Annotated in this window: 19 protein-coding genes; 4 read left to right on the top strand and 15 right to left on the bottom strand. The window is 36.9% G+C overall.

What is annotated here, in order from left to right; all coding sequences use genetic code 11:
* Window positions 1–225 precede the first annotated feature (225 nt).
* The 4 genes from ABU914_RS11755 to htpG form a co-directional block, all read right to left on the bottom strand.
* Window positions 226–441 carry a hypothetical protein gene (locus ABU914_RS11755; RefSeq protein ID WP_379669920.1) on the bottom strand — a complete coding sequence of 72 codons (216 nt, stop codon included), beginning with the start codon at window positions 439–441 and terminating at the stop codon, window positions 226–228.
* Window positions 442–605: 164 nt separating this feature from the next.
* A complete protein-coding gene (locus ABU914_RS11750) occupies window positions 606–1,979 on the bottom strand; it encodes an RsmF rRNA methyltransferase first C-terminal domain-containing protein (protein WP_379669919.1) in 1,374 nt (457 codons plus the stop codon).
* 235 nt (window positions 1,980–2,214) lie between these two features.
* Complete coding sequence (locus ABU914_RS11745) at window positions 2,215–2,706, bottom strand: PaaI family thioesterase (RefSeq protein WP_379669925.1); 492 nt, start codon at window positions 2,704–2,706, stop codon at window positions 2,215–2,217.
* 124 nt (window positions 2,707–2,830) lie between these two features.
* The gene (htpG, locus tag ABU914_RS11740; RefSeq protein WP_379669918.1) at window positions 2,831–4,711 is read right to left on the bottom strand and encodes a molecular chaperone HtpG; all 1,881 of its coding nucleotides are present in this window, start codon (window positions 4,709–4,711) and stop codon (window positions 2,831–2,833) included.
* A gap of 287 nt (window positions 4,712–4,998) precedes the next feature.
* On the opposite strand from htpG, the gene ABU914_RS11735 reads away from it, so the two are divergent.
* Complete coding sequence (locus ABU914_RS11735) at window positions 4,999–5,817, top strand: MBL fold metallo-hydrolase (protein WP_379669917.1); 819 nt, start codon at window positions 4,999–5,001, stop codon at window positions 5,815–5,817.
* On the opposite strand, the gene ABU914_RS11730 is transcribed toward ABU914_RS11735, so the two are convergent.
* Entirely contained in the window at window positions 5,804–6,457 is a 654-nt protein-coding gene (locus ABU914_RS11730; RefSeq protein ID WP_379669916.1) for an NUDIX hydrolase, read from the bottom strand. The two genes, ABU914_RS11735 and ABU914_RS11730, sit on opposite strands and share 14 nt — an antisense overlap.
* 506 nt (window positions 6,458–6,963) lie before the next feature.
* Between ABU914_RS11730 and ABU914_RS11725 the strand changes: the two genes are divergently transcribed.
* The gene (locus ABU914_RS11725) at window positions 6,964–7,158 is read left to right on the top strand and encodes an RraA family protein (RefSeq protein ID WP_379669924.1); all 195 of its coding nucleotides are present in this window, start codon (window positions 6,964–6,966) and stop codon (window positions 7,156–7,158) included.
* A gap of 236 nt (window positions 7,159–7,394) precedes the next feature.
* On the opposite strand, the gene ABU914_RS11720 is transcribed toward ABU914_RS11725, so the two are convergent.
* Window positions 7,395–8,273 (bottom strand): NAD(P)-dependent oxidoreductase, encoded by an 879-nt coding sequence (locus tag ABU914_RS11720; protein ID WP_379669915.1) that lies wholly within the window; start codon window positions 8,271–8,273, stop codon window positions 7,395–7,397.
* 112 nt (window positions 8,274–8,385) lie between these two features.
* On the bottom strand, window positions 8,386–9,150 hold the full coding sequence (locus tag ABU914_RS11715) for a hydroxypyruvate isomerase family protein (RefSeq protein ID WP_379669914.1): 765 nt from the start codon (window positions 9,148–9,150) through the stop codon (window positions 8,386–8,388).
* A gap of 157 nt (window positions 9,151–9,307) precedes the next feature.
* Between ABU914_RS11715 and ABU914_RS11710 the strand changes: the two genes are divergently transcribed.
* Window positions 9,308–9,694 (top strand): acyl-CoA thioesterase, encoded by a 387-nt coding sequence (locus ABU914_RS11710; RefSeq protein ID WP_379669913.1) that lies wholly within the window; start codon window positions 9,308–9,310, stop codon window positions 9,692–9,694.
* 31 nt (window positions 9,695–9,725) lie between these two features.
* Here the strand turns inward: ABU914_RS11710 and ABU914_RS11705 are convergent, their stop codons facing one another.
* Both ABU914_RS11705 and ABU914_RS11700 read right to left on the bottom strand, forming a co-directional pair.
* Window positions 9,726–10,982, bottom strand: coding sequence for an MFS transporter (locus ABU914_RS11705; RefSeq protein WP_379669912.1), 1,257 nt, complete (start codon window positions 10,980–10,982; stop codon window positions 9,726–9,728).
* A gap of 69 nt (window positions 10,983–11,051) precedes the next feature.
* On the bottom strand, window positions 11,052–11,618 hold the full coding sequence (locus ABU914_RS11700; RefSeq protein ID WP_379669911.1) for a L,D-transpeptidase family protein: 567 nt from the start codon (window positions 11,616–11,618) through the stop codon (window positions 11,052–11,054).
* Window positions 11,619–12,059: 441 nt separating this feature from the next.
* Between ABU914_RS11700 and mntR the strand changes: the two genes are divergently transcribed.
* Window positions 12,060–12,488 (top strand): transcriptional regulator MntR, encoded by a 429-nt coding sequence (gene mntR / locus ABU914_RS11695; protein WP_379669910.1) that lies wholly within the window; start codon window positions 12,060–12,062, stop codon window positions 12,486–12,488.
* A 5-nt stretch (window positions 12,489–12,493) separates the two neighbouring features.
* Here mntR and ABU914_RS11690 read toward each other — a convergent pair whose 3' ends face one another.
* Genes ABU914_RS11690 through ABU914_RS11665 form a run of 6 tightly spaced genes read right to left on the bottom strand, consistent with a single transcriptional unit; the run spans window position 12,494 to window position 15,905 of the window.
* Window positions 12,494–13,351, bottom strand: coding sequence for a DUF421 domain-containing protein (locus ABU914_RS11690; RefSeq protein WP_379669909.1), 858 nt, complete (start codon window positions 13,349–13,351; stop codon window positions 12,494–12,496).
* 21 nt (window positions 13,352–13,372) lie between these two features.
* Window positions 13,373–13,579, bottom strand: a complete 207-nt coding sequence (locus ABU914_RS11685; RefSeq protein WP_379669908.1) for a DUF1657 domain-containing protein — start codon at window positions 13,577–13,579, stop codon at window positions 13,373–13,375.
* A gap of 13 nt (window positions 13,580–13,592) precedes the next feature.
* Window positions 13,593–13,886: a stage V sporulation protein AE gene (gene spoVAE, locus ABU914_RS11680; RefSeq protein WP_379669923.1), complete on the bottom strand. Its 294-nt coding sequence runs from the start codon at window positions 13,884–13,886 to the stop codon at window positions 13,593–13,595.
* A gap of 53 nt (window positions 13,887–13,939) precedes the next feature.
* On the bottom strand, window positions 13,940–14,956 hold the full coding sequence (gene spoVAD, locus ABU914_RS11675) for a stage V sporulation protein AD (RefSeq protein ID WP_379669907.1): 1,017 nt from the start codon (window positions 14,954–14,956) through the stop codon (window positions 13,940–13,942).
* Window positions 14,956–15,435, bottom strand: a complete 480-nt coding sequence (gene spoVAC / locus ABU914_RS11670) for a stage V sporulation protein AC (RefSeq protein ID WP_379669906.1) — start codon at window positions 15,433–15,435, stop codon at window positions 14,956–14,958. The genes spoVAD and spoVAC overlap by 1 nt, the downstream gene beginning before the upstream one ends.
* Before the next feature lie 29 nt (window positions 15,436–15,464).
* On the bottom strand, window positions 15,465–15,905 hold the full coding sequence (locus ABU914_RS11665) for a YhcN/YlaJ family sporulation lipoprotein (RefSeq protein ID WP_379669905.1): 441 nt from the start codon (window positions 15,903–15,905) through the stop codon (window positions 15,465–15,467).
* Window positions 15,906–16,191 lie beyond the last annotated feature (286 nt).

Genomic DNA, 16,191 nt, shown 5'->3' with positions numbered 1-16,191 from the left:
ATGGAATCCGACAATTCCGAGGATACCCTACCTATTTTTTATTGAAAAGACCTTTACACAAAATATTTTACGTCATCAACTCTATCTGATTAAATCGAAAGCCCTATCCTTTTTATAAGGATGGGCTCTTGTTCATTATTAACGAACTGCATATAAACATTCTCACATATTCAAATGTGCTTTACATCCTTGGAGGATTAATTCCTTGCAAACGTAGCATCATATTTACTTGTGCAAGATGATACACTCAACTGTAGGATTGTGATTGTTTACTTCTTTTCCACGAAAACCTTCAGACATTGTTCGGTTTTCTTGTAAAATGGAAATTTCATTATCCTCTAGAAATGCAATCGTATTATTTCTCGTTTCGTGCAAATATGCAAGAAGTTCCTTTATTGTTGACAATTCATTTTTTCTTTTCAATGTCATTTTTGTATCCATCAATCTTCCATTCCAACCGCTCTTGAGTCATGTTTTCATACTTAGGAATAAAATGACTTCCGTAAGTCATAAAGTGAACAAATGGCTCAATCGTTTACATTATCTTTCTCCCTTCAACATTTTTCTTTTTGCATTCGATACGTTTGAATCATTTCCTGCAACATTTAAACATTTAGTGGCCAACGCAAACCTTTAGGATAATGATTTTTTAATACATGATCTGTAAGCTTTCCCCAACCGATTGAATAGCCATCTACTTCAATTAAATACCACCCTTTCGCTCCATCAGCATATAGTGATTCACCTTTTAAATATGGAACTATTTCGGACACATTAAAGCTATACTTTTGCGCCACTTCTTCTACATTTAGGGATAATGCGAGTGCATGTGAAGGCTCAAAGCGATTTTTCTTCATCGTCCCGAGATGCCAACCAGGACGAATCACTTTTAATCCTTTAAAAGAAAGCATATCTTCCGGAATGATATATAATTGATCGCCAAATAAAAAATAATCGCCTTTTGGAGTAGATTTTAAATATTCAGAAGCGAATTTAAAATATAAATCAAGCTGCTTACTCTGTTTCAAGAAATCTACTTTCTTCCGTTTTATCGCTTCTTCTCCATCTGTTTTTGTTAAAACTGCAATGTAATGACCTTCTCCTTTTACGTGATGGGGCCAAATGCGAATCGTTTTCTCGATGTTAGTAATAGCTAGAGTATCTGCCCAATCTTTTCTCCCTGATGAAAAATGTTTAAATACTGGAACATTGACGATCTCAAAGTTTGGATTTGATTTTAAAAACTCGCTAATTACGCTTTCATTTTCTTCCGGCGAAAATGTGCACGTTGAATAGACGAGTCGACCACCAACGCGGAGCATGCGACTTGCTTGTTCTAAAATATCAAGTTGCCGAATGGCACACATACTAACATGGTCTAAACTCCATTCTTCACAAGCGTCAGGATTTTTGCGAAACATACCTTCTCCTGAACACGGGGCATCGACTAAAACTTTGTCAAAATAATTGCCAAATCGATGAGCAAGTCGTTCTGATGTTTCATTCATGACAATCGCATTTTTAATTCCCATTCGTTCAATATTTTGCGAAAGCACTTTCGCTCGCGATGGGTAAAGCTCGTTTGCAACAATGAGCCCTTGTTGTTTCATTTTCTCTGCAATGTGAGTTGTTTTACCGCCAGGAGCAGCACATAGATCCAAAATTTTTTCACCTGGCTGTGGATTCAAAAATTCCGCAACTGCCATCGCACTCGGTTCTTGTATATAATACAGACCTGCATCATGATACGGATGTTTACCGGGTTTGTCTCGTTCTTCATAATAAAACCCCGTCTCCGTCCAAGGTACTTTAGTCAAAGTAAACGGATGGATATTTAAAAACTCACGAACTGATACTTTAAGTGTATTCACACGTAAACCGACACTCTTCGTGTCTTTATAACTGTTCAAAAAAGCAACGGCTTCTTCTTTTAACAAGCCTTTCATTTTCTCCACATAATTTTTAGGTAGTTGAATCATCGTACACCTCATTAACGATACGTTACCAATTTGTTTAATTTTACATCTAATAAACTGAAAAAAATCCCAAATTACTACACGGGATTTACGTCATTATATCATGTTTTTTCATTTTGAATCTCCTTTTTCACCTGTCACATTAATTTATGTACGCTTTGCATTGAAAAGGGACTCACCAAACTTACGAGAGCTATTAAAAAATAGGCGAGTCCCCATAACCCTATACTATACTGTACTAATTTTGTCCAAACGTTTTTGGCATAACGACAGCTTCCACTTCCCCAGTTGCACATAACTCATTATCTGCATATACTTCGGTATAAACTTTAAATCTTTTCGGATGTATTTCTTCAACTTTGCCAACTGCTTTTAGCTCTACACCTTGAGGCGTTGGTTTACGATATTGAACTTGAAGTGATGCCGTTACGAAACGCGGAGGTTCCTCCCCGCTTCCAGGCTCAAAACCATTTTTACGATGTAACGCTAAAGAAGCCGATCCTGTTCCGTGACAATCGATGAAAGACGCAATAAATCCGCCATAAACATAGCCAGGTATCCCACCACTATGAAGAGTTGCATCACTCGGTTTGTAGATCGTTATCGTTTCATCACCTTGCCAACCTGTACGAAAGTGATAACCTGACTCATTCAGCCTTCCACATCCGTGACACCATGCAAAATCATCTGGATAATCATCTTGAATCGCACGTACAATTTGTTCCGAAATTGTTCCCACCCTCTATCGTTAATTAAAAGTTTATCGTTAGTTTACCATAAACAAAAAGCGAATTTTGCAAAAATAGTAACAAATATTAAGAAAAACAGCCCTAATTTTTTAGGGCTGCATTGTTTCACACTAACACTTTGCAAATGTCATTTGTAAATTCAACGGGGTCTTCTACAGGTAAGCCTTCAATGAGCAGTGCTTGATTAAATAAAATATTCGTATACAACGTTACTTTTTCTTTATCATGTTCGAACGCTTCTTTTAAAGAATTGAAAACATCATGTTCCGTATTGATTTCTAACACTTTGTTCGCTTTAATATTTTGATTGTCTGGCATAGCTTGTAATACTTTTTCCATTTCAATCGAAACTTCCCCTTCGGAAGATAAGCAGACTGGATGTGAACGTAATCGTTTTGAAGCACGAACATCTGTCACTTTATCACCTAAAATATTTTTCATATATGCAAACAACTTTTCAAACTCTTTTTCAGCGTTGTCTTTTTTCTTTTCTTTCTCGTCCTCTTCAATTCCAAGATCACCGCTCGATACAGACTTAAATTCTTTTTCTTTATATTGTAAGAGCATTTTTATCGCAAACTCATCAATATCTTCTGTAAAATAGAGAATTTCGTAGCCTTTATCAGCAACTAATTCTGTTTGCGGCAACTTTTCAATTCGTTCATACGATTCACCTGTTGCATAATAAATATATTTTTGCTCTTCAGACATTCGGGAAACATATTCATCCAACGTAACAAGTTTCTTTTCAGTTGATGAGTAAAAAAGCAACAGATCTTGTAAATCTTCTTTATGTGCTCCGAATTCACTGTAGACTCCGTATTTTAACTGTCTGCCAAACGCTTCATAAAACTTTTCATATGTTTGACGATCATTTTTTAAGAGTAGTTGCAATTCATTTTTTATTCTACGATTTATGTTTTTTGCAATCACTTTTAACTGGCGGTCATGCTGCAACATTTCTCGTGATATGTTTAACGATAGGTCTTCTGAATCAACCATCCCTTTGACGAAACTAAAATGATCGGGTAACAAATCCGAGCATTTACTCATGATAAGTACACTATTGGCGTATAGTTCTAACCCTTTCTCGTATTCTTGACTGTAGTAGTCAAACGGAATTCGTTCAGGGATATACAAGATTGCTTGGTAGCGTACGGTACCATCTGCGCTAATATGAATATGCTTTAAAGGTTTGTCAAAACCGTAATGCTTTTCGTTATAAAATTGCTCGTAATCTTCTTTCTTTAATTCATTTTTGTTTTTCCGCCAAATCGGAACCATACTATTAATGATTTGTTCTTCAACGTGCTCTTCAAATTCGTTTTCATTATTTTCTTTCGGCTTTTGAACCGTTACATTCATTTTTATCGGATAACGGATAAAATCAGAATACTTTTTAATAATTTCCTTTAATCGGTACTCTTCAAGATAATCATCGTAATTTTCGTCTTCTGTATTTTCTTTTAACTTTAAGATAATTTCTGTTCCAACATGATCTTTATCATACGATTCGATCGTGTAACCGTCTGCACCTTCAGATTCCCATTTGTACGCTTCCTCACTACCATGTGCTTTACTAATAACAGTAACGACATCCGCAACCATAAATGCAGCGTAAAATCCGACTCCAAACTGACCAATAATATCGTACCCATCTTTAATTTCATTTTCTGTTTTAAATGCAAGTGAACCACTTTTTGCAATCGTACCTAAATTTTGCTCTAACTCTCCTTTCGTCATTCCAATTCCTGTATCGACAACTTTTAATGTCCGATTTTTTTTATCAGAAATAATTTTAATATAATAGTTATCTTTTTCAAATGACAGCGAATCGTCTGTAAGTGCTTTGTAGTACATCTTATCAATCGCATCACTCGCATTTGATATGAGTTCTCTTAGGAATACCTCTTTTTGAGAGTAAATGGAATTGATCATTAATTCTAATAGCCTTTTCGACTCAGCTTGAAACTGTTTCTTTTCCATATTTACTTCTCCTTTCGTGAAATTTACTCTTGTCACTCTACATTTACTAGAGTGATAATCATTAATTAAGTACCATACGATTACAACTGTGTCAAATATGAACGTTTTTGCGAGATACGAACAGCATAAAATTTACATAGCTTATTATCATTAATAATTCAGTAAATGAACCCTACTTTTTACGGATCGAAGTCATTTTAATGTACAAAAATAGGGATTGCTCTGGTATAGTGTAATGTGATGAAATCCCTTTCATCAGCCAACGTTAGAAAGGATGATCCTAGCCGATGGTTAAAATTATTCGTGTTCCAATTGAAACCCCTACGTTATGGCCACATACAACGACAAACAGCTATTTAATCGGAAATAACGAAGAAAGCTTATTAGTAGACGCAGGATATGACAAAGAAGTCACCCGAAAAGTGTTAGAACAAATGCTTCAAAAATACGGACTCGCGATACCAAAAGCAATACTACTTACACATTCACACCCTGATCATGCTCCCGGTGTTCGCCAGCTTATCGGCTGGTCCCCCATCGTGTACTGTCATTCACATGAGAAAGATGCTATTGAAAGCGCCATTTCACCAGTGAATCAAATCGAGTTATTACGCGATGGTGATCAATTAACAATCGCTGGAATGAAGTTGCAAGTGATTCACGGTCCTGGCCATACAAAAGGACAATTAAACCTTTACATTCCATCAAAACAAATTTTACTTGCTGGAGATAATATCGTTGCTGAAGGAACGACTTGGATCGGTCCTCCTGAAGGAAATATGCGTGAATATTTGCATACGCTACAACGGTTAAAACAACTACCTCTTTCAAAAATTGGTCCAGGACACGGTGATTGGGTCGAACAACCGTATGAGCATATTGACTTTGTTATTAAGCGAAGACTGCTACGCGAAAATCAAATTCAGAAACTACTACGCGAACATAAAAAATTAACTGCTTCTAATTTAACAAAATTGATTTACAAAGATACAATTCACCCAAGTATTTTCGATGTTGCACAACGAACGATTGAAGCACATCTTATAAAACTTATTGAAGAAGATAAAGTAACGAAACAATGTTCTGAGTACTTTATAGTAGATTAGGATTTTTAGGCAACTGTAACGGGTTGCCTTTTTGATAATTAATAATCGTTTGGAGTGACATAATTGTCGGTGCAATCATTGGAAGCTTGCCTTTCGAATAAGCAGACAATGCATCGTTTGGAGAAACCCAAAAGGCATCCTCAATTTCATAAGCATCAGGAATCGGTGATTGTCCTTTTGGCAAATACGCTAGAAAAAAACTCGTATCAAATCGATATGGATTTCCTTCAGGCGTAACGAGTGTACCAAAATATTTTAATTGCTTTAAATTAAAAAAAAGTTCTTCGCGTTGCAACATTTCTATAAAAGACAACTCACCATTCATTAACCGCTGTCGGTACTCCCTTGCTTTTCCTTCATCAAAATTTATCGTTCCGTCTCGATTCGTTGCAAGTAAGATGCCGACTTCTTCAAATAGTTCTCGAGCTGCAGCAATGTAATAGGCGGGGTTTAAACGTGAATTAGGTCGATTTAAAATAAACTCACTTTCAACTACTGCATCTGTTTTGTCAACCGAGCCACCCGGAAAAACATAATACCCACCTAAAAATTTCATCGTCTTTGGTCGTTTAGTTAAATATACACGTGACTTTTCATCTAACAACACTACGGTTGACGCTGGTTTAGGTATAACAGTCATATGTCTCACCTTCTATATGTTTATCTTAAAATTATATTAGTATAATAAATAAAAAGAAAAAAACCATCCTCTTTTCTATGTTACTATAAACCTACTTTTTAAAAAAGTTTAATTATTAAGACAGAAAGTCGTTTCCCCCCTTTGTTACGTGAAAAGTCCACATTAATGTTTAACTATCTTACGTTTTCATTTACATTAAAGAGAAATAAGCATCAAACGAGTATAAAAAATGAAGATAATTGAGGAAATCGAACGCGCTAATCAAGAAGTTGTAAAAAAATGTAGCGAGTTAGTGCAAAATTATGATTCAGTACCTTGTGCAGTTTCAGATAGTATGGATTGAGTTAATGCAATGACATCAGACATGAAGCCCTTATTTGAGGTCATTCGCTTTGTTGACCTGCTGTGACTGTGAAAGCTTTAACATCCGATCTCACTACAGCTTTTAAAGCGATTGACTTATGTCTACGTGGAGATGTAATCGTTCTTGACTCACACAATTAACGATAAATAAAAAGGTCGTTGGAGCAATCATCGACGGGTGTTGCCGCGATGTTTCCGAAGTAAGAGCAATGAACGTTCCTGTTATTTTGAAAGGAATCGTACCGAATGTCGCTTCAAACTCGGGTTATGGTCACGTTAATGTTGACATTCAATGCGCTGGTGTATCGGTTAGTCCCAGGGATATTATCAACAGATGAAAAAGGGGTCGTTGTCGTGTCGAAATCTGACGCTGAAGAGGTGTTACAAAAATCTGTTCATTTACTTTAAACAGAGCATATTCTTCAAGAGAAAATCAAGCTAGGAGCGACGATTGGTGAACTTGTGAACATTGATGATGTCTTTAACCAAGCGTTTACTTACCAAGAACGCGCTGAACCATCACTATTTCGTTCTCTTTTTAAAAAGGAGGGGACCTTCTCCCCTCGAGTTCACATTATTTCTTTACGATCGTATCGCTTTGCTTTTCTAATGGTTTAATAACGGCAGACATATCTTCATCAGCATGTCCGCTTCGTATAGCTATATTAAAAGCGTCTTGAGCTATGTTTCCTGTAAATTCGCTCAACCCCGCCTGCTCCATTAACACGTTAGCTAATCGTACATCTTTATGTACATATTTTACCGCACCCCCAGGCGCAAATTGTCTATCTAATACGTAATGCTCCATATGGCGTCGTAACATACGACTGTCACCGTAACTTGATTTTAAAATGTCGTAAAGCTGTTCAGATTGAAGACCTAATGCTGTTCCGACAACCATAGCTTCTGATGCAGCAAGTGAATGAACTGCGACTAAATATTGATTCATAAGTTTTGCAACGCTACCCATGCCACTTTTGCCTAAATGTTGAACGTTTTCTCCTAACACTTGAAAGGCAGGTAATACCTTTTCAAACGTTTGCTTGTCACCACCAACCATAATCGTAAGCGTTCCCGCTTCCGCTCCCTCAGGTCCCCCACTTATCGGTGCGTCTAAAAAATGAATGCCTTTTTTAGACGCTTGTTCAGACATCTGTTGACTCGTATCCAAACCAACAGTCGTAAAATCAACACAAATGGTCCCTGCTTTTGCATGTTGAAAAACGACTTCGTACACTTCCTCAACATCTTCCGGCATGGACAAACATGTACAAACAATATCAGCTTTTTCGGATAAATCCTCAATACTTTCAGCCGCTTCAGCGCCGAGGTTCAGAAATGGTGCCATTTTTTCTTTTGTTCGGTTATAAATAACAACTTCATAGTTTGCATTTAATAATCTTTTCGTCATTCTTGAACCCATAACACCTAACCCAATAAAACCAATCTTCATTTCAAATCACATCCTGTTCTATGAAACTCTATTTGCAATTTTAACTGAATCGTTTCAATCTGAACGACCCGAAGAAAAATGCGGTCAATTTTCCGCCCCTTTTGCACACCCTCTATAGCCAAGTAAAACTTTCCTCTGTTTGACCTTGCGGATTATATTCTAAGCCGATAAACCCGTTATAGCCTTCTTCCATTAATGCGCGGAATACATTTTCATAATGAATTTCCCCCGTACCCGGTTCATGACGACCAGGGTTATCGGCAATTTGAACATGGGCAATGATGTCTTTATATTTTTTGTACGAAGCAATTAATTCACCTTGCATTCGTTGCATATGATACACATCATATTGAAGCTTCACATTTGGTAATGATAAATCGTTAAGAATATCAACCGCTAACTGTAAATTAGAAAGGAAATAATTCGGTATATCAAACGTATTAATCGGCTCAATGACTACCGTTAAATCGTGTTGTTCGAATTCTTTTGCACAGAAACTCAAGTTTTCTTTATAAATGTGAAGTGCATCATTAACATCTAAATCATTCGGTTTAACCCCAGCCATGCAATGAAGTGTTGAACATCGTAAAGCTCGTGCATATGTCATTGCGGTTATAACAGATTGCTTAAATTCGTCACGTCGTTCAGGAAAAATCGAGATTCCACGGTCGCCTTTCTCCCAATTTCCTGCTGGTAAGTTAAACAGTACTGTTTGTAACTCATGTTGTGTAAGTTGTTCTATAATTTCATCAATCGAAAAAGCGTAAGGAAACTGAAATTCAACATGTGTAAAGCCTGCTTTTTTTGCCTTTTCAAATCGCTCCAAAAAAGGAACATCAGTGAAAAGAGTTGTTAAATTTGGTGCAAATGTTAACAAACTACAAACCTCCCCTTCGTATTGAATCATTTGAAAACGAATTACGACTTATGAAATTATGCTCTCTTCATCCTCTTTTTACAAAACGTAGCGAACATGAAAACTTAGCCTAACCATGATAAGATAAATTAAAATAAACATAGAGAGGGAGAAACCATTGTCTTTATTTACGATGCAAGTGAAAGCAGAAGCAAAAGGCAATCACGTAAACAATGTCACGTATTTAGAATATTTGGAATTAGCTAGAAAAGAATTGTATGCGCGTTGTATATCTCACGGTGTTGAAGCGATGGTCGCTAACATAAATGCCGATTATAAACGTGAAGTGTTTCATCAAGAAAAGCTAACGATCAACTCTACGATTGAAAAAGTTGGAAATACTAGTATTACACTCAAACAAGAAATGCACACCGAAAATGGTGACCTTGCCGTTAGTGCTACTGTAATCCTCGTCACCGTCAATCAGAAATCAAGACAAAAAGTTAGAGTGCCCGACGGTATTCGCGAATTAACCAAAAGAAACATAATCCACGCAAATTCTTAAGAAGGAGCCTGCTTGCTTTGTGAAGCAGGCTTTACGACTTTTCCACTATCCCAAAATTTTTATCAAAATTTATTCTTAGCGATAATGAGCTTGGCAACATATATGATACGATTGCCGCAATTAGTAAAATGACTGCCGCACTCCCGAAAGAAACCAAATGTGTATGAAATTGCTCATAACCCCAACCACCGAGTAAAGAGCTTATTGTCGCAGCGACTTGATGAGAGAAATATGCCCAACCATATAATATCCCGACGAGTCTGACCCCGTAAAGATCAGACAAGATTGCAGATGAAAGTGCAATGCTCCCTGCCCAAACGAAGCCAGCTACAAATGCGATAAGATATAATTGCAATGTAACAGTTACCGAAACGAGAAATATAAAACCAAGTCCCCTAACGAAATAAATGACCGCAAGCAAATTTTTCCGCTGTAGTCTGTCTGATAATTTTCCTAAAACGATTGTACTCGGTATCGCGACAATCCCAATTAAACCAATCGCAAATGATGCTGTCATTTCCGAAAAGCCATGATCAACAAGCATTGGAATGCCATGGCTTCCAAGTAAATTCATACTATAACCGCAAGCGAATAACCCTATACTTACTTGCCAAAATGGCAAAGTTTTAATCGCGCTTCTCACGGTTAATTGTGGATGAGGATCATTTGTCTTATCCATTTCATCCATCATTCCATCTGCTCCGTCAGGAACATCATCACGAATAATAAACAAAGCAGTAGGCAAAACGAGAAGTAAAAATGACATAGCAAAAATAAAAAATGTCCATTGCCAACCGACCATTTCAATCAGAAATGTATTCACTGGATTCATTACCGCAATTCCTGTCATCGATCCTGTCGATAAATAAAAAAGAGCTTGCCCTCGTTTTTTCACAAACCAACGGCTAATAACTGGTGTTAAAGCAACAGGGCTAGTAAAAGCTAACCCAAACGACATGAAAAAACCGAATGATAAAAATAAGCCAAATACTGTTTCAGTGAATATCGTCCATATCGAAGAAAGAAATACAATGATTGTGCCAGATACTAAAACAATACGTGTCCCAAAACGCTTTTCTAAATACCCTGCTAACGGCATACCAACTCCATATACGAACATACCGATTGCTACAATGAGTGACAAACTCGTACGACTCAAATGAAAATGCTCTAGCAGAGGTAAAAAAAATGGCCCAATGCTCATTCGCATACCGACAGTGATTAACGTAACAATCGATGCAGCAATAACAATATTCCACCCATAATACCATCGCCGTTTAGTTTTCATATTGCTGCACACCTTTTTTACTTAAATATTACACCGCGCGAATATGAAAATCAAAGCTTACTTATCTTTTTATTCGAGTATTCCTAACAAATTGTATTCTACTTTCGTAATTCCCCCGGTCACTGGAAGGTTGTTATCTTTTTGAAATTGTTTTACCGCCTTTTCTGTCTCTCGATTGAAAATTCCATCGATCTTTCCTTTGTAATACCCTTTTGCTTTTAGTTGCTGCTGTACAATTTGTACGAGTGTTCCTTTCGAACCTTCTGCAAGGTTTTTGAACTCGTATTTACCTACACCGGTAATCGGTCCGTCAATGTGAACGATTGTGCCAATCGGAACTTGATCATACAATTTTTCCACGTCATCATTAAACATTCTTACACATCCGCTGCTGACATCTTGTCCGATAAGCCACGGCTTATTCGTTCCATGTATTCCATACTTTCCCCAAGGAACATCTAAACCGAGCCATCTTGAACCAAATCCTCCTCCCCAACCTTCCGATTTTTCAATTACTTTAAAAGTACCAATTGGCGTAGGTGTATCATTCGTTCCGCCAGAGATTTTGAATTGCTGAACGACCTTTTCATCCTTAATCAAAAAAAGCGTGCTTTCCCACAAGTCAATATAAATCATTGTTTTTTCATTGCGTCAGCAACACCAATAATTAAAAAAAAGACAAAAAATAAATAGAAACAAAATTTTTTCATGTAATTCCCTCGTTTCTTTAATCTCCTTTATTATTATTGACAGTTGCCCTTATTTTCTATCGTATGAGTAAAATGTTTGTGGGTAAATTCGCTGACTCGGAAGGCTTTCTTTTGGAAAGCACCTAAAGAAGTGACAGTTAATAATCTTCCTTATTTAAACAGAAATAATGGTAAACCAATGTATAAAGCGTTGAAAGCATTGAAAGGCTTTTAATTATGAAGAATAAAGTGCCGTAAGCAGCGTTACCTAAAAGCAATAGGAAATCTCCCACAAAAGCTTGACTCAGTCCTTTCTATCTCGAAATTCTACCAACTTTACGTCCATCTGCTATAATGAATAATGATCGTATATTTGGAGGGAATCTAAATGCCAACACCGAGTATGGAAGATTACATTGAGCAAATCTATTTGCTTATTGAAGATAAAGGTTACGCAAGAGTTTCAGACATTGCTGAAATCCTTGGAGTCCATCCTTCTTCTGTTACGAAAATGGTGCAGAAATTAGATAAAAAAAAATATTTGATTTATGAAAAGTATAGAGGCTTAATGCTCACACCAAAAGGAAAGAAAACCGGAAAACATTTCGTTTATCGGCATGATTTATTAGAAGAACTGTTACGAATCATCGGTGTAGATGAAGATAAAATTTATGAAGAGGTAGAAGGAATTGAACACCACTTAAGCTTAGAAACGGTTGACCGCATTAGTGATTTAGTTGAATACTTTAAAGAAGATGAAAATCGGATAAAAGACTTGAAAGCAGTTCAGTTAAAAAACGAAAACGAAGAAACGTAAAGCCTTTAATTTAATAAAGGCTTTACATTCGTCATAACACGTTCTATTTCGTACGCATGTTGCGAATACATTTGTTTTGCTTCTTCATTTTTTGTAGCAAGTGCAAACAGTTCTAAATCAGCTTGGCACTTTTTCATTGTAGCTAATAATAGCGGTTTTTGAATCGGTTCTGGAACTGTGATGTTATCATCGAATAAATCAACTGTTAGTTGACCTGTAGAATCGACTTGTCCAAGAAAAACATTTTCAATCGTCACTCCAATTTTTTCAAGTTCTGTTTTCAACCAACGTCGATTCAATCCTCTATTTTTTAATTCCTCATCAACAATTTGTCCATCCATAATGACTGTTTGAGGTTCCTTTTCAAACCCAACTGGAATATTTAAATCATTTGGAGTTAAAGGCTGTTTATCTTTTTTTAGTAATACACTTAAATTTCCATCGGTCTCTAGAACCGCAAATTCTACATCAGACGCATTAAAAACGTTCTTTTTTCTTAACTGATTTAACAAGTTTTCAACTGAATAGTTTTCTTTTTTAAGGTTATCTTCCATAATTTTACCATCTTTTATAAGCACACTTTCCGACCCTTCTATAAAGTCACGAACATTTTTACTTTTTAAAGTGAGGTAATTCAACAGATAAGGGATGAGAATCCATATGAAGAGGCTGACTACACCAAAAATTAGTGGAATATTACGATCAATTGAAATAGATGCAGCAATCGCCCCTATTGTTATCCCGATAATATATTCAAAAAACGACATTTCAGATATTTGTTTCTTGCCTAATAGTTTAATGACGAATAAAAGTACAACGAAAATGACTAAGGAACGCAATGTAATTTCGAGCCAGCCAGGCACTATCCTTCCTCCTCATCTAACTTAAAAGCCTCTATATTGAGGTTCTTCCCTTTCGATATCACTAATTCTTTTTCCTAAGTCAACAATGATCTTCTCAAAGCTTGATGCCGCCTCATAAAGTTCTTTTTCCACATAGGCATCATCAGATTGGGCTGCAAATATTTCTAGTCCTGCTTTTACACTTTTTAAATTTGCTAAGCATTGTTTAACTTGTGCTCCAACCGTCACCTCTATCACTCTCCTATCCTTTTGGCTTAAATAATAAGGCACCGAGAAATCCGAAGATAATCGCAGCAGAAATTCCAGCACTCGTCACTTCAAACATTCCGGTAACAACACCGATAAGCCCGTGTTTTTCAGCCTCTTGCATCGCACCATTTACGAGTGAATTACCGAAGCTCATAATCGGTACTGTTGCCCCAGCTCCTGCAAAATCAATGAGCCGGTCATATAATCCAAAGCCACTAAGAATGGCGCCAGCGACAACAAATGTACTTAACATATGACCTGGCGTTAATTTTAATACATCTAACATAATTTGACCGATCACACAAATGATACCGCCTACTACAAATGCCCAAAAAAAAGTCAAGATCTCTCACCTCCATACTCAATGGATACAGCATGAGCAATACACGGAATTGATTCTTTTTGCTGATAGGAAAGCGGAGATAATAATGCACCTGTCGCAACCGATAATATACTTTTCAACTCGCCTTTTTTCATACGGTTTAATAAATGACCATATACAACAACAGCAGAACATGCCGTTCCGCTTCCTCCTGCAAAAACCTCTTGATCCTCTTCATAAATCATCAAACCACAATCCTGGTATTTTGATTCATCTATCGTTATTCCATGTTTAATAAATAACTCTAACGATGCTTCTCGTCCAACCTTACCTAAATCACCCGTGACAATTAGATCATAATCATTAATATCTTTTTGCGTATCTCTCAGGTGAGCTTCAATCGTATCGACAGCCGCAGGGGCCATGGCTCCACCCATATTAAAAGGATCAGTTAATCCCATATCAACGACCCTACCTATTGTTGCACTCGTTACGTATGGGCCATCTCCTTCTGATGTTAACAATGCTACCCCGGCACCTGTTACAGTCCATTGAGCTGTTGGAGGCTTTTGAGATCCATATTCCGTTGGATATCGAAATTGTCTTTCTGCAGCCGCATTATGGCTAACTGCCCCTGTTAAAACGTTATTTCCATAATGGCTATTTACAATCATTGCAGCTAATGCTAATCCTTCCATCGAAGTTGAACACGCTCCAAAAAGTCCAAGAAAAGGGACACCGATTGTTCGAGCTGCGAAGTTTACAGGAGTAAGCTGATTAATTAAATTGCCTGCAAGTAGAAATTGTATATCATCCTTAGTCATATTGACTTTTTCCGTCGTTCTTAACAACGCTTCTTCAAATAAAACTTTTTCCGCCTTTTCATAAGAATCTTGTCCTAACCAAAGGTCCTCATGCAATACATCAAAATCATCAGCAATTTTCCCCTTTGCTTCAAACGGTCCTCCGACTGTTGAAGATGACTTGATGACGGGCTTATTTTCAAAACTCCACGTGCTATGCCCTAGAAGCATTACAATCCCCCCCACTTAATTAAAATTGTTTTGATTAAAGCTATGACGAATGCCGAAAAGACACCAAAGACGATAACCGAACCCGCAAGCTTAAACATATTTCCACCGACTCCGAGCACAAATCCTTCTGAGCGATGTTCAATCGCAGCTGAAACAACAGCATTTCCAAACCCTGTAACTGGAACTGCACTGCCCGCTCCCGCAAATTGACCAATTCGCTCATAGACTCCAAAGCCTGTTAAAAGCATTGAAATAAAAATTAAAATTGCTACCGTTGGATTTCCAGCTGTTTGGTCAGTAAAGTCAAATTGATAAATCATAAACATTTGAATAAATTGCCCGATAAGACAGATGAAGCCACCAACAAAAAACGCTTTTACACAGTTTATAAAAATGGGTCTTTTCGTTTCTTTTTCTTTCTGTAATTTTTGATACTCTTGTTGCACAGGAGTGAGATTTTTCTTCTTATTATTCGCCATTTGTAAAACCTCGCTTCACTGACTTTCCATTACGTTTTTTCACGTTTTAATTTGACGATTTTTTTCGTTTCTTTTTTTAGTTTTTTCGTGTCAATGTTGTTCGATTCAACCTTTGCTTGTAATTTTTCAATTTCTAACATGATTTTCGGATCATAACTGACGACAACTTCAATATCTTTAAATTGTTCGTTTAGTTGCTTTTTTATTTTTTTCTCAATTATTTTTAAATTGAAGCGTTCAAACTGCTCGACTTCAAACGCTAACAATAATAGCTTGTCAGTATTAACGGCATTCGCCTTTGTTACTTCTTCTCTTTGTAACACTGTATTGACCGCTTGATTCGCTATTGATTGACTAATTGTCGAATCTGAAGACGTTTCAGTTAAAATCGGATGTTCCGTTTCTTGTTCATTTAATTGACAACCAGCTAATATGAAAAAAATAATGAGCAAAGCTAGTTTTCGTTTCATCACATACGCACCTCGTTTGCAAAATTAAAAGGTGTTTTCTCTATATTTACGTGTTCAAAAAAGAGGACAATGAGAGGCGAGGTCGACTAAATACGAAAACGTCCTGTTTTAACGTCGACACTAACACATCGTGTGCGTTGAAAGTCGAGGAGGCACAACTCTCAGTCACGCCTTTGCACAGCATATGGTAACTTCTACGTGGGCGGTCTTAGTAGAAACTCCTTCGACTAAAAACATCACGTCCTATGATAAAGCGAGAAAACGTCGAACTGACTTACATCTTGTA

Origin of the sequence: Pueribacillus sp. YX66 (genome assembly GCF_041725775.1) — a bacterium.
Lineage (GTDB): Bacteria > Bacillota > Bacilli > Bacillales > UBA6769 > Pueribacillus.
Note: the sequence above shows the minus strand (reverse complement) of the source record. Positions and strands in the feature narration are given on the sequence as shown.

Excerpts from the sequence above, each read along its gene's own strand:
- ABU914_RS11755 (WP_379669920.1), bottom strand. The coding sequence starts at position 441 with ATGGATACAAAAATGACATTGAAAAGAAAAAATGAATTGTCAACAATA.
- ABU914_RS11750 (WP_379669919.1), bottom strand. The coding sequence starts at position 1,979 with ATGATTCAACTACCTAAAAATTATGTGGAGAAAATGAAAGGCTTGTTA.
- htpG (WP_379669918.1), bottom strand. The coding sequence starts at position 4,711 with ATGGAAAAGAAACAGTTTCAAGCTGAGTCGAAAAGGCTATTAGAATTA.
- ABU914_RS11735 (WP_379669917.1), top strand. The coding sequence starts at position 4,999 with ATGGTTAAAATTATTCGTGTTCCAATTGAAACCCCTACGTTATGGCCA.
- ABU914_RS11730 (WP_379669916.1), bottom strand. The coding sequence starts at position 6,457 with ATGACTGTTATACCTAAACCAGCGTCAACCGTAGTGTTGTTAGATGAA.
- ABU914_RS11720 (WP_379669915.1), bottom strand. The coding sequence starts at position 8,273 with ATGAAGATTGGTTTTATTGGGTTAGGTGTTATGGGTTCAAGAATGACG.
- ABU914_RS11705 (WP_379669912.1), bottom strand. The coding sequence starts at position 10,982 with ATGAAAACTAAACGGCGATGGTATTATGGGTGGAATATTGTTATTGCT.
- ABU914_RS11700 (WP_379669911.1), bottom strand. The coding sequence starts at position 11,618 with ATGATTTATATTGACTTGTGGGAAAGCACGCTTTTTTTGATTAAGGAT.
- mntR (WP_379669910.1), top strand. The coding sequence starts at position 12,060 with ATGCCAACACCGAGTATGGAAGATTACATTGAGCAAATCTATTTGCTT.
- spoVAE (WP_379669923.1), bottom strand. The coding sequence starts at position 13,886 with ATGTTAGATGTATTAAAATTAACGCCAGGTCATATGTTAAGTACATTT.
- spoVAD (WP_379669907.1), bottom strand. The coding sequence starts at position 14,956 with ATGCTTCTAGGGCATAGCACGTGGAGTTTTGAAAATAAGCCCGTCATC.
- spoVAC (WP_379669906.1), bottom strand. The coding sequence starts at position 15,435 with ATGGCGAATAATAAGAAGAAAAATCTCACTCCTGTGCAACAAGAGTAT.
- ABU914_RS11665 (WP_379669905.1), bottom strand. The coding sequence starts at position 15,905 with ATGAAACGAAAACTAGCTTTGCTCATTATTTTTTTCATATTAGCTGGT.